Here is a 12,352-nt window from a genome sequence, read left to right on the forward strand (position 1 = left end):
ATTTTTTATTGAAGCAAAGTTTGGCTTGTTTAGCAGTTACGCAGCCTTCAACGGGAATCGCATCCGCACATGCGCGCCCCCTTCGTCATGGTTTTGCGCCATAATGGTGCCGCCGCAGCGCTCAACGATTGCACGTGATATCGCAAGCCCAAGCCCCGTTTCCCCGTCTTTCCCCTTTACGAAGCGATGGAACAAATGTGGAATCAGCTCCTCCGGCAAGCCTGCCCCGTCATCCGTAATCGAAATTTCCATCTCGGTTTTATGAATCCCTGCATGGATGCGAATCTGGCTGCTCGCATATCGGGTGGCATTGGACGCTACATTAAGCAGGGCCTGCAGCAATTTGTCTCGATCCGCCTGTATCGCCCATTTTGCTTCCAGTCCATCGGATATGGCCGTCGTTATCGTCAAATCGTTTTTAGTCAGAAGCGGATTTATCCTCTCAATCGTCTCTGTGATTAGCTCTGATACGCTAACCTTCGTAAATTTGAAATGCTCTTCCTCTCCATCGAGCTTAGCCAGCAAGGTCATCTCGGTGACGATATTTTTCAGCCTGCTGCTCTCGCTCATGATGATGTCCAGTCCTTTGCCAACCTGCTCCCCTTCAAATATGCCATCCCGAATGCCCTCCGCATAGCCGGAGATCGACATTAACGGCGTTTTCAGTTCATGCGACGCATTCTGGATAAATTGCCTTTGTATAAAATGATACCTCTCCATCTCGCCAGCCAGCTCGTAAACCGACTGGGCGACGTCGCCGATTTCGCCTCCGGCTTTCACCAGCTTCACCTCGGAAAATTGGCGGCTTTCTACTTTTTTCAGCTCGCTCTGTACCTTCATTAGAGGTTTAATTAATTTCCTCGTAATGACAAGGCTGAGCAGGAACGCGAATACTCCGCCGCAGCACAATACGATAAGAAGCCGACCCATGAGCGATTGCTCAATCGCTTTGATTTTGCTCATAGGCGCAAACAGCGTCAAGGTACCTCCCTGCGGAATAGCGCTTGCCGCCACCAATACCTGCGAATTATCCGCTTGATAGACATTTTCGTAGCGGATGCCGCTATCGTTCAAAGGCTTGACGGAAACGTCAATCTTCTGTGCTTCGAGTGTACTGAATACAACATTTTCGCTCGCATCCGTAATTACGGCATCCATGCCTACTAGCCCTTGCTTAGAAATCGTTGATACTGCTGTGCCCATTTCAACCGGATAGAGCGTCGCCGCTGACGCTTTGCTAGTCGTAAGCTGGGTCGAAATGGAAGTGCTTAGCTGCTTCATATCCATCTTCTGAACGTTAATAAAGTGATCTAATAACACGTAATGAAAAATGACAGCCGTTAGAGAAAGCACCAATACGAGCAAAACCGCAAACGCTATATTAATCTGGTAGAGCAGCTTCATCCTTGAGATTCGCCTCCATCCATACGCAGCCGATAGCCGTGTCCCCATACCGCTTCAACAGGCAATAACTCGATTTTTTTGCGCAATCGCTTCACTAAATGGTCAACCGCCCGGTCACTCCCAAAATAATCGTCTCCCCAAACGATCGTGAGCAGCTCATCCCTTGCAAACGCCCGGTTCGGACGTTCCGCCAAAGTTTGGAGCAAGGCAAACTCCTTCGAGGTTACATCAACCTCTTCTCCGCACCAAAACGCTCTTCGCTCTTCTACTGCCAGCTGGAGCTGATCCGCATCAAGCTGTAGAACCGGCGCTGCTTGCTTGCCTTCCTCGATCGTCTTCATCTTATACCAGCGCTGAAGCTGCCGTTTGATGCGGGCAACAAGTTCACGCGGACTAAACGGCTTAACCAAATAATCATCGCCGCCAAGCTCCAACCCCAATATTTTATCAACCTCATTATCGCGGGCTGAAATCATAATAATCGGCACTTCCGCTTCCAACCGTATCCGCCTGCAAAACTCATAACCGTCCATTCCCGGCAGCATAATATCGAGCACCCACATGTCTGGAGGATCAACTCGGAGCTGCTCCAATGCTTCCTCCGCAGTTGCGAGCGCTACCGTTCGAAAATGGTCCTTCTTCAAATAAGCTTCTACAAGCTCGCGTATATGTTGATCGTCGTCGACGACCGCTATGAAATAATCATTCATCTTACAGCCTCCCTGTCCATGTTCCTTTATCAGTATATCAAAGGGACGGCTCCTAATGGGCTTTGCCATCGTTTTTCCACAATCCGTCACTTAGTTTGCCATACTTGATCGATAAACTAGGAAATGTAAGACAAACCCAAACCTTGAAGGAGTGTTTATCAATGAATTACAAGATGATGTTCAAAAATGTTGCCATGACCACCCTGCTGCTCTCTGCTGTTGCTGGTCCCCAAGTATTTGCTGACTCGGCCAAGCAATCGGTCAACCATGCAGAAAAGGCAGGCACTGCTGCAAGTCATTTAATAGAAACAGTTAAGCTGGAGAATGCTGCTGCCACTACCTTTGCTGCCAGAAACATACTGGATCCTTTGAAACTAGCCGAAACTTATGCGCCGGATACGGTTAACGAATGGAAAAGCACGCTTGAGCGATATAATAACCTAACATCTAAACTTTTCTATTTCGCTAGTGCAGATAAGCTTGAAATCGTCGGCTCAGCCGATCTAGGCAAAATGGTTAACGAGAAGTCTTCTGCGGACACGATCAGTGTATCGCTCAAAGCTTTGTCAGCGGAGGAAGTAAAACAAATCCGCGAAAAATCGATTACATTGACCAAAGCGGAAGGCGTACCAATTGAAGTTAAAGCACTTGATGGCAAAGAAATCGCCTCTGCATCAACAGGTACGACAAGTGCTGTAAGCGCAGTAAGCCTGACAACTGCAACAGCAGTTCCTCTAGATGGCAAGTTCGAGCTCTCACCATTTGCTCAAGGCTGGACAGAACTGGACAAGGCTGTCGACTCCAAGGACGCAAACGAGATCAAACAAGCGCTTAGCAAACAATTAGAGCTGTACAAGCAGGAGATTGCCGCGCTAGAGAAAGCGGAGAAGTGAACTTCTCTCAAACCTTTCCTATAGGAGCATGAAAAAAAGGGCACTGAAAAATGATCATTTTTCAGTGCCCTTTCGTATGCTGATAGCGTTTTTTGACTGCCGATTCATGCTCGGAGACAGAGTCTAGTATCTACTCGCTTGCTCCTATGTAAAATCGGTCATATTCTCACTTTCATCTGCTTGGCCAAGATGGTCAAAGCTGTATGGGGAAATTTTAACGGGAAAACCTCACGATTCATAACCCCCGATACGTCAAACGAGCCTTAGAATCACTTCTAAGGCTCGTTTTCTTAGCTAATTGATTGGTCTAGCCACCGTTGATAATAAGAACCGGACGTCTCGATGAAGTCGAATTCTCTTTAGACGCAAAATCCGCTCCAGCATCATCGGTCAAGCCGACGATTCGGAATGAAATCGTATTGCCCGAAGCATTCTGAACGAAGGAAGTGACGTCTAGATTGACGTATGTCCCTGCCGAGCTAGCCGTTGCTGATCCGAGTGCAGTACCGGAAGTTGTTGGCTGGTTCGAATATTTAATCGTAGATTCCGTCCATGAGTTTGTCGTTATGCCAATCGCTTGTAATGGGAACGAGCTCGTATTGCTGTGAAAGCTGTTTACGTACAATCTTATGACTGCCGAGTTTACCGTACCTGTAACCGATGATTTATTGAATTTCAAATAACCTTTACGGTCAAACGATACATTTGACTCTCTTTTCTTAAGCGTTAGCGACGCTTGGCTGCCATAATTATCGCCGCTATATGTGCCTCCACGCACAAAGCTGTCTTCCGTTACCGCCAGTGTCGTCCCAGGATTGTTAGGTCCAGAGGTCGCGGTTGGACTTGGTGTTGTCGTCGGGCTAGGAGTAGCGGTTGGCGTTGGAGTCGGCGTTGCCGTCGGCGTTGGCGATGGGCTTGTTCCGCCGCTTCCCGGTTTCCACCAGTTGCCGGAGATGTAAAGCAAATTAAGTAAGTTGAATGAATCGCTGAAGTAGCTCGACTTTGCATTTTTCATCCAGTCCCAGCCAGCGTTCACCCAAGCCTGGTGGCTAGTGCTCGTCGTTGCCGCAGAAATCAACGGCGCTGTAAATACAGCTTCACTATAGCTATTAAGAGCGGTGCCGCTTAAAGAATAACCTGCTTTAATGCCAGCTGGCGAGTTGCCTGTCTTGCCTTTGATCCATACCGCCATTTTGTCAGCGATTGTTTTGGATCTGGTGTCGCCGTAGAGAGCGTAATCCATGACGATCCGCAGCGGTACGCGGGAAGCATTGTAATAAAACGCGTTCGTTTCTTTAAACTCATCCAAATACCATTCCGGCGCCGGCTTGGCAGGATTATCCACAATGAAATCGGAAATCAATCCTGTTGTGGAAGCATACGAATTGCTGACTTGCGTGTACGCCGTATATAAGCTATTGATGACATTGATCCACGTTTGATCGCCCGTTACATCATAAAATGCACGGAGATGGCTGAGCATCCAGTCAGATGGCCTTGAATTTGTTGCCGTCTTCGTATCCCAATCCCCTAGGTTAAGGCGATTGCCATTCGTCACGTTGCTGGCTTTAATGGCATTGATCATTTTCTTGGCTTCAGACAAATAATTGATCGTCCCGCTGGAGCCCCATTGATTATGCGCCAATACGAGGGAATAAGCGATATCCAAATCCCCATCCGTAGCGGAGCCAAAATGGCCTTGCGCATTAATGCTGTCCGCTACAACCCAGCCCATCAAAGCTGAATTGCCTGAGCTTTTGAAAGCTCTTGCCGTTTTGAACATCCCATCATAGACCGTCTTAGCGTTCGAATCATATCCTGCCATCAACGCCGTAATAACCATGCCGAAGCCCTGACCCTCAGAGGTACCAAGCGGATTAAATCCCTCCGCGCTTCCTGTTATGTCTCCTTTAACGTAATAGCCTCCAGGAAGTGACGACAGGTTGTTTTTCACATACTTGCCTTTCCAGTAATCATAATACGATGAGACGGAAGCATTCATGGATGATTGACTGACATGATTAGGTTTAATAATGCCGGGATAACTGACTTGCTGCGGAAAAGGCTTCAATTCCCCTGCTGCGCGTACGGTGCCCTCGAACGATGCAGGTACCTGGGATACACCGGCAACGATGATCGTTGCAAGACCAATAACGGCAGCTTTCTTAAACGAGCGGGCCAATCGAAAAACGCTTTTGTACATCATTTCGCCTCCCTTATAATTTAAGCGCTTAAACTTTTTGGTTAAAAAAAATGAAAAAGGAATGTCCCATCCATATTTCTTCTTCTTTCCCAAGTAAGTCAAGCGCTTTCACAGAGAGTGTATCACAAAAGATACTGGTTGAAAATGTATTTATTTGCGATTTTTGCACTCGGATATGGCGTACTTAAATAGACTCTTATCCATTGTCGGTAACTATCATTACGAGACAAATATCTTCAATTGATACTCGCGCATTTTAATAGGAATAGGGATATTGACCAGTACGAATGATATGTCTTGTACGTATACATACATTACATCTTTACTATTAAATGCAACTTTAGAGGAGGGATCGCCTATTCACTAGAAACGCAGTTGGGACGGAAGTAAACGTATATAAAACGCAAACTAACTAGAGAGAAACTTCTATCCACGAAAAGAGGTTTAAGCATGCACGATTTAATGATTATTATGACACTCTGTTCCTTCCTTTTGACGATCGGCTTCATATTTTGGCGTCCCCATGTTAACGAGGCGATTCCGGCATCGATTGGCGCTTTTTTCGTCCTTCTCAGCGGCAGCGTTTCACTAGCAGACCTCGGTCAAATAACAGAGACGATAAGCGGCGCCGCTATCACCATTATGGCAACTATTGTTATGGCTATTGTTTTAGAGAGCTTTGGATTCTTTTATTGGGCGGCGGAGCTTCTCACAAGAAAAGCAAAAGGCTCCGGCATTCGGCTATTTTGGCTAACGAATCTATTTTGTTTTCTCATGACTCTTTTCGTTAATAATGACGGCAGTATTTTAATAACGACACCGATTTTATTGCTTTTGCTAAAAAATATGGGACTGAAAAATCATCAAAAAATACCTTATTTGCTATCAGGCGCATTAATTGCGACAGCATCAAGCGCTCCCATAGGCGTTAGTAATATCGTGAATTTGATCGCACTGAAAATCGTTCACATGGATTTGTACATGCACACCGCGATGATGTTCGTGCCAGCCTCATTAGGGCTAGTCCTATTGACCTTGCTGCTCTTTCTTACCTTTTACCGCGTCCTCCCTAAAAAGCTGCCTGAAGTAAAGCAATGGAATTTGATCCCGGGGAGCCATCCTTTAAAAGAAGTCGTCCAGCATGAAAACCGCAACAAATTTATGCGCAACATTCTCATCTTCGTATTTTGTGTCCGGATTAGCTTGTTTGTAGCATCCTATTTCCACTTTCCGATCTCGTTAATGGCTGTAATCGGATCTTCCTTGCTGTTATTATGGCGCTGGTTTTATTTGAAAGTCCCCCCTACCGATATGCTGAAAAAAACGCCTTGGTACATTTTCATCTTCGCCTTTTGCATGTACGTGATCATTTACGGCTTAAATAATATTGGGCTCACGGAGTGGCTTGTTGGTTTGCTCCAGCCTTTGGTATCAAGCAGCTTATTAAACGCCAGTGTATTTATGGGTATTCTGCTCAGTATTCTATCGAATTTATTTAATAATCATCCAGCGCTAATGGTAGGCACGTTAACCCTAATGGATATGGGACTCAATCCAATAACGTTAAAAATCGCTTATTTAGCGAGTGTTGTGGGCAGCGATATCGGTTCACTTCTTTTGCCTATCGGCACGCTTGCTACATTAATGTGGATCCACATCGTAAGAAAAGGCGGAATATTGATAACCTGGGGACAATATTTGAAAGTCACTGCCCTCGTCATTCCCGTTACCGTCATTTTCACTTTGGTCCTTTTATCATACTGGGTATCGTGGTTGTTTTAATGAAGCAACTTTTATTTAACGCATATATAAAAAAAAAAAAGACCTCCGATAAGGAGGTCTTCAAAAAGAGGATTTATGCACATTTTAGTTTATGCCAGCAGGAAATGAAGAGTATGGGTTTTCCATGCTAATTATTTAACCAAATGAAAAATAGATGATTTTGATGAACCTGCCATTTAAAAAGCCCGCCAAGCGTGAACGCTTGGCGGGTAAGTGGCGGGTGATTTTACGATGAGGTCAAAATTGCCATAGCTCGTTTTATTGGCTCCGCCGCTTCACGGCTTCCACCAGTTACCGGAGATAAAGAGCAAGTTAAGTAAATTGAATGAATCACTGAAGTAGCTTGATTTGGCATTTTTTATCGTGTCCCAACCTGCATTTACCCAAGCTTGGTTGCTCGAGCTTGCAGTAGCAGACGAAATCAATGGTGCAGTAAATACGGCTTCACTGTAGCTGTTGAGAGCTGTTCCGCTTAACGAGTAGCCTGCTTTAATGCCTGCAGGTGAATTGCCCGTTTTACCTTTGATCCAATTGGTTACTTTATTTGCGATTGCTTTGCCTCTTGCATCCCCGTAAAGAGCGTAATCCATTACGATCCGAAGCGGTACGCGGGATGCATTGTAGTAGTAAGCGTTCGTTTCCTTGAACTCATTCAAATAATTTTCTGGGGCTGGCTTGGCAGGATTGCCAACAATAAAATCAGAAATTAGTCCCGTAGACGAAGCATACGTGTTGCTGACTTGCGAATACGCGGTATACAGGCTGTTAATGACATTGATCCACGTTTGATCGCCTGTTACGCTATGAAATGCGCGAAGGTGGCTCAGCATCCAATCAGACGGCCTGGAATTGAGGGCGCTCTTCGTGTCCCAATCCCCAAGATTAAGGCGATTGCCTGTCGTTACGTTGCTAGCTTTGATCGCATTGATCATTTTTTTGGCTTCAGACAAATAGTTCACCGAGCCGCTTGAACCCCATTGCCGATCTGCAAGAATCAAGGAGTATGCGATGTCCAAATCGCCATCCGTGGCAGAACTGAAATGGCCTTGTGCGTTTTTGTTGTCTGCGACAACCCAGCCCATCAGATTGGAGTTAACTGAGCTTTTGAACGCTCTTGCTGTTTTGAACATTCCGTCAAAAATAGTTCTGGCATTCGAATCATGGCCTGCCATTAAAACGGTAATGACCATTCCATAGCCCTGGCCTTCTGATGTGCCAAGCGGCTTAAATCCTTCCGCACTTCCTGTAATATCTCCTTTTACGTAGTAGCCTCCAGGGAGGGATGCCAGATTGTTTTTGACATATTTGCCTTTCCAATAATCATAATACGACTTAACCGTTGAATTCATTGAAGCTTGGTTGACATGGTTCGGTTTAATAATGCCTGGATAGGAGACTTGCTGTGGAAATGGCTTCAGCTCCCCTGCTGCCCGTACGGTCTCCTCAAGCGATGAAGGAACCTGGGACACACCCGCAATAACGATCGTTGCAAGTCCAATTACTGCTGCTTTCTTAAATTTACCCGCCAAACTAAAAACACTTCTGTACATCATTTTGCCTCCTTTAAAAGTTTAAGCGCTTAAACTTATTTGGCTAAAAAAAAGGGGAAATCCTTATGTTGAACCCACTTTTTTTTAAAGCATAACGCATTGAAGCGCTCTCAAACAGAGTGTACCACAAAAATTACTGGTTGAAAATGTCTTTTTTTATTGCGCTTAGATCCGCCAAGACCGGATCGATTCTCTGATCTTGGCGGGTACATTCAAGCGATGGAAACTAGTCTCCAATCTTATTAAGGATTGGCATCACGGTTTCCACCAGTTACCCGAGATGAAGAGCAAGTTAAGTAAGTTGTAGGAGTCGCTAAAATAACTTGATTTGACATTTTTTATTGCGTCCCAGCCTGCATTCACCCATGCCTGATTGCTTGTGCTCGTCGTAGCAGCAGAAATAAATGGCGCGGTGAATACGGCTTCACTGTATGCGCTCTTGTACATTTTTCAGCCTCCTCAAAAGTTTAATCACTTAAACTTATGGTCAAAAAAAAGATGGAATAGTTTTTTTTCTAAACCACTTTTCTTCTTATCCCGTTATAGAAGCGCTGTCAGACAGAGTGTATCACAAAAGTTTCTGGTTTAAAATGGGTTTTTTTAATTTCTTTTATAGCTGCGGTATCGATACTCAAAGAGAAAGAGAACCATGCGCCTTAATACCCATATCAGTATGCTAATATTTGGAAAACTAAAACCCGTTACTTACATTTCGTTAAATCACAAAAAAATCCACGCGCTCCATTACATCCACAATCGTAAATCGACGTAAGTAATCAATCGTATGTTGTTCGGCCTCAAACAGTATTTTTTCCAGCTCGACGTCTAATTGTTCACCCGCTTCTCCGCAATCCACTGCAAACTCTGGCTCTCCTGCTCCTGCGCTGACGGCCATGTAAATCTCACCCAACGTAATTTGATCTGCTGCTTTCCGCAAAATATAGCCGCCCTCGCGCCCGCCCTTAGACTCCACGATACCTGCAACCGTTAATGCCTGCATGACTCTTCGCATAAAGGTGGCGTGCGAATTCACCTGATTCGCAATCATTCCGCTAGACAGCATGCTTCCGCTTTTAGCTAGCCATACGATCGAATGTACCGCTATTTTAAAACGAGGAGGCCCTATGTTTATTCCTCGGCTTGCTGTACTCATTCTCGTTCACTCCTTATTGCCTTTTCATTCTATTATGCAACTTTGTATAGCACATTATAGTGCATACCCAATTAATGTTCAACATTTCTGCCATTAAGCTGCGATGTCTCGTCAAAAACGTATAAAAGCACAATAAAAAAAAGACCTATTTTCAAGGTCTTATTTCATGCATGTTCTCCATATTGTTACCTAAACATCCGATACCTCGTTACTCAACTTTCCTGTGCGCCTAACCCGATTTTTTTGAGCAGATGGATCAGTTGAAGCTTCTCGTCATTATCAATATAGGAAAGGTTTTGAGAAATCACTTCAACATGCTTGGGAAAAACCTCATTAAATAATGCTTCCCCCTTATCCGTTAGGTTCACATTAGACGTTCTGCGATCCGTGGGACTTGGCTGCCGTTTTACGAAGTCGTTTTTCTCAAGCTTGTCTACCACATAAGTAATGCTTCCGCTTGGAATGGAGAATATTTCACTGATTCTTTGAATAGGATGCGGCCCTTTATTGTAGAGCAGCTCTAGAATCATAAAATGGTCGGGACTGATCCCGTGGCTTGCAATATCCCGCTGCACATTTTCAAATACAGCTTTGGACGCTTTAGCCCAAATTCGGAATAGTCGTAAATCAAGCTCGCTTTGCTCGTTTCCTTGGTACATTAGACTACCTCCTTAAACTTATCGGCCAACCGTTCGAATAAGGAGAGCTCGCCGCTCTGACCTTTATCCAAACAAAACGCTCCAATTCAAAATGAGGACGATCAACGATAAAACCATCAAAATGATCGGCATGCCTGCTTTGGACACCGGGTCCTTCACTCGTAAATGCGTAATTATGGCTCCAGCCATAATTACAGCAAGCAAAAGGGCTCCGATTGCTGCAAGCCTGTCATTCCAGATTCCTGCAACGAGCAGCGCGGCACCGCCAATTTCAAGCAAGCCTGTTATTACTCTAAACCATTGAGGCATACCATAACGCCGAAACTCATCCACCATTTGCTTGGAACCGAATTTTGAAGCACCGAATACCAAAAAACCTAAACTTAAAATAATTTGAATCACAATCGCAACTATATTCATTTTAACCCACCTCTTATAATTTTCCTACTCTTAGATATACTAAGTATATATATCTTATAATTAGGATATTATTATCCTAACATTAGTGTAATTAGCTGTCAACTACTTTTTGGATGCAAAAAAGAGCCGATCAGTCTCAGAGAGGCATCGGCCAACTTTATAAATATACGTTCAGGTTACTTCTCTAGGAAAACGAAGTTCAACTGGCATCCGCAACAGAGGCTATCTCAATGGTGACATTCATTTCAAACCACCTTTCGATTCGTTCAATGTTTATTATTCAAAAAAACATTAATACAGCCGCTTGGCGTAACCCTCCTCTAGATTTGCGGCAATAACCTCTGAGGTTATTCCTTCAAGCTTGATATGTGCGGATAAGATTTTTGATGCGGAAGGCAGCTTCTCCTTTTCTATACGAGTCTCTAACTCCCATAGACCTGAACGTTTGAATGCTTTGGCACAATGCAGGAAGCACTCTTCAACGGCAACAACGATACCTACTGTTGGAATGATTTGATTTACGGCCATAGGCTTTAACAATTCACTATCCTTCGTTATAAAAGCACGTCCATTGACACGCAACGTTTCTCCGAGACCGGGTATAAGAAAAATAAGACCTACTTCAGGATTCGACAGTATATTGCACAAAGAGTCCATTCTTTTGTTCCCTCTTCGTTCCGGAATTACTAAGTAATGGTCGTCAACTACGTGTACAAAACCTGCAGCGTCCCCTCGCGGAGATACATCACATTTTCCGCTGGCATTAGAGGTTGAAATAAATAGGAACGGAGACTTAGCGATATAATCTCTGCAGTGCTCATCAAGATGAGAAATGGACTTTTGCTGAACGATCTCGCTCGGGTAACCAATGATGGATCTCAGCTCAGATTCGGTCAATATGATCTCCTGATCATTAATAAATGACATAATTATCCCTCCATAATGGTATGACAAAAACGTTACTACTAAAAGTACAACAATTGTTCAAATTCATTTTCATTGAGTCGACTGAAATTATTATTAGTAGGGATTCTCTGTTTTGATTCAGTAATCCTGCCCAATGAGGAGATGCAGCTTAAAAACAAATAAGCCGAAAAACAATCCTATCACATAGGATTGTCTTTCTGCTAAAAGTTGATGTTATTTTATTTTCTTACTTAGCTTTCCGCTTTCGCATGATTTTTTGGAAATTTGTTTTTTTCGCATGATGCGTTTTTTGCAAACTTGTATTTTCTTTTTAATCACACATTTATAACGTTTCTTTTTCCTTTTAATAATTTTTATGGCGCATTTTTTGCCTCTTGGACCTCTATTACCTCTTGGTCCTGTTTTTCCTGTTTTTCCAGTCAAACCATTAACAACCGTTGCTCCCGTTGCTCCAGTTGCACCCGTTGGTGCCATCAATCCGTTTATTCCATTCTGGCCAACGAAATCCATTACTCCCGTCGTCCCTTTCGCTCCTATCGGTCCTATCGGACCTGCCGGACCAGTCGTTCCCGTCGGTCCCCGCAATCCAGCTGTTCCGTTTAGGCCCGTAGAACCTGTAGAGCCTGTTGAACCTGTTGGGCCTGGTATGCC

The 12,352-nt window shown here is 44.3% G+C and carries 11 protein-coding genes and 2 pseudogenes; 2 read left to right on the forward strand and 11 right to left on the reverse strand.

What is annotated here, in order from left to right; genetic code table 11:
- Positions 1-36: 36 nt before the first annotated feature.
- On the reverse strand, positions 37-1,404 hold the full coding sequence (locus ADU23_RS25845; RefSeq protein WP_053376390.1) for a sensor histidine kinase: 1,368 nt from the start codon (positions 1,402-1,404) through the stop codon (positions 37-39).
- The gene (locus tag ADU23_RS25850) at positions 1,401-2,114 is read right to left on the reverse strand and encodes a response regulator transcription factor (RefSeq protein WP_053376391.1); all 714 of its coding nucleotides are present in this window, start codon (positions 2,112-2,114) and stop codon (positions 1,401-1,403) included. The genes ADU23_RS25845 and ADU23_RS25850 overlap by 4 nt, the downstream gene beginning before the upstream one ends.
- A 161-nt stretch (positions 2,115-2,275) precedes the next feature.
- Between ADU23_RS25850 and ADU23_RS25855 the strand changes: the two genes are divergently transcribed.
- Complete coding sequence (locus tag ADU23_RS25855; protein ID WP_053376392.1) at positions 2,276-3,007, forward strand: hypothetical protein; 732 nt, start codon at positions 2,276-2,278, stop codon at positions 3,005-3,007.
- A 307-nt stretch (positions 3,008-3,314) separates the two neighbouring features.
- Here the strand turns inward: ADU23_RS25855 and ADU23_RS33730 are convergent, their stop codons facing one another.
- Positions 3,315-3,962 carry a CBM96 family carbohydrate-binding protein gene (locus ADU23_RS33730; RefSeq protein ID WP_442950661.1) on the reverse strand — a complete coding sequence of 216 codons (648 nt, stop codon included), beginning with the start codon at positions 3,960-3,962 and terminating at the stop codon, positions 3,315-3,317.
- Positions 3,939-5,096 (reverse strand): annotated as a pseudogene (locus ADU23_RS33735) (glycosyl hydrolase family 8); the annotation flags it as partial. The gene ADU23_RS33730 and the pseudogene ADU23_RS33735, both read right to left, overlap by 24 nt.
- 564 nt (positions 5,097-5,660) lie before the next feature.
- Between ADU23_RS33735 and ADU23_RS25865 the strand changes: the two are divergent.
- Positions 5,661-6,992: an ArsB/NhaD family transporter gene (locus ADU23_RS25865; RefSeq protein WP_053376393.1), complete on the forward strand. Its 1,332-nt coding sequence runs from the start codon at positions 5,661-5,663 to the stop codon at positions 6,990-6,992.
- Between the two features lie 275 nt (positions 6,993-7,267).
- Here the strand turns inward: ADU23_RS25865 and ADU23_RS25870 are convergent, their stop codons facing one another.
- The 7 genes and pseudogenes from ADU23_RS25870 to ADU23_RS33335 all read right to left on the reverse strand — a co-directional run bounded on the left by ADU23_RS25870 (position 7,268) and on the right by ADU23_RS33335 (position 12,211).
- Positions 7,268-8,542 carry a glycosyl hydrolase family 8 gene (locus tag ADU23_RS25870; RefSeq protein ID WP_082311203.1) on the reverse strand — a complete coding sequence of 425 codons (1,275 nt, stop codon included), beginning with the start codon at positions 8,540-8,542 and terminating at the stop codon, positions 7,268-7,270.
- A 255-nt stretch (positions 8,543-8,797) separates the two neighbouring features.
- A pseudogene (locus tag ADU23_RS25875) lies at positions 8,798-8,977 on the reverse strand (glycosyl hydrolase family 8); the annotation flags it as partial.
- Positions 8,978-9,257: 280 nt separating this feature from the next.
- Positions 9,258-9,695: an RrF2 family transcriptional regulator gene (locus tag ADU23_RS25880; RefSeq protein WP_053376395.1), complete on the reverse strand. Its 438-nt coding sequence runs from the start codon at positions 9,693-9,695 to the stop codon at positions 9,258-9,260.
- Between the two features lie 212 nt (positions 9,696-9,907).
- Positions 9,908-10,354, reverse strand: coding sequence for a MarR family winged helix-turn-helix transcriptional regulator (locus ADU23_RS25885; RefSeq protein WP_053376396.1), 447 nt, complete (start codon positions 10,352-10,354; stop codon positions 9,908-9,910).
- Positions 10,355-10,417: 63 nt separating this feature from the next.
- Positions 10,418-10,774 (reverse strand): DoxX family protein, encoded by a 357-nt coding sequence (locus ADU23_RS25890; protein ID WP_063846107.1) that lies wholly within the window; start codon positions 10,772-10,774, stop codon positions 10,418-10,420.
- Positions 10,775-11,065: 291 nt separating this feature from the next.
- Positions 11,066-11,701 (reverse strand): pyridoxamine 5'-phosphate oxidase family protein, encoded by a 636-nt coding sequence (locus ADU23_RS25895; protein ID WP_053376397.1) that lies wholly within the window; start codon positions 11,699-11,701, stop codon positions 11,066-11,068.
- 213 nt (positions 11,702-11,914) lie between these two features.
- A complete protein-coding gene (locus tag ADU23_RS33335; protein WP_053376398.1) occupies positions 11,915-12,211 on the reverse strand; it encodes a hypothetical protein in 297 nt (98 codons plus the stop codon).
- Positions 12,212-12,352: the final 141 nt, after the last annotated feature.

The organism is Paenibacillus sp. FJAT-27812 (assembly GCF_001273905.1).
Lineage (GTDB): Bacteria > Bacillota > Bacilli > Paenibacillales > Paenibacillaceae > Pristimantibacillus.

Coding starts and splice junctions, on each gene's coding strand:
- ADU23_RS25865 (WP_053376393.1), top strand. CDS start 5,661: ATGCACGATTTAATGATTATTATGACACTCTGTTCCTTCCTTTTGACG.
- ADU23_RS25895 (WP_053376397.1), bottom strand. CDS start 11,701: ATGTCATTTATTAATGATCAGGAGATCATATTGACCGAATCTGAGCTG.
- ADU23_RS25845 (WP_053376390.1), bottom strand. CDS start 1,404: ATGAAGCTGCTCTACCAGATTAATATAGCGTTTGCGGTTTTGCTCGTA.
- ADU23_RS25885 (WP_053376396.1), bottom strand. CDS start 10,354: ATGTACCAAGGAAACGAGCAAAGCGAGCTTGATTTACGACTATTCCGA.
- ADU23_RS33335 (WP_053376398.1), bottom strand. CDS start 12,211: ATGGATTTCGTTGGCCAGAATGGAATAAACGGATTGATGGCACCAACG.
- ADU23_RS25855 (WP_053376392.1), top strand. CDS start 2,276: ATGAATTACAAGATGATGTTCAAAAATGTTGCCATGACCACCCTGCTG.
- ADU23_RS25890 (WP_063846107.1), bottom strand. CDS start 10,774: ATGAATATAGTTGCGATTGTGATTCAAATTATTTTAAGTTTAGGTTTT.
- ADU23_RS25850 (WP_053376391.1), bottom strand. CDS start 2,114: ATGAATGATTATTTCATAGCGGTCGTCGACGACGATCAACATATACGC.
- ADU23_RS25880 (WP_053376395.1), bottom strand. CDS start 9,695: ATGAGTACAGCAAGCCGAGGAATAAACATAGGGCCTCCTCGTTTTAAA.
- ADU23_RS25870 (WP_082311203.1), bottom strand. CDS start 8,542: ATGTACAGAAGTGTTTTTAGTTTGGCGGGTAAATTTAAGAAAGCAGCA.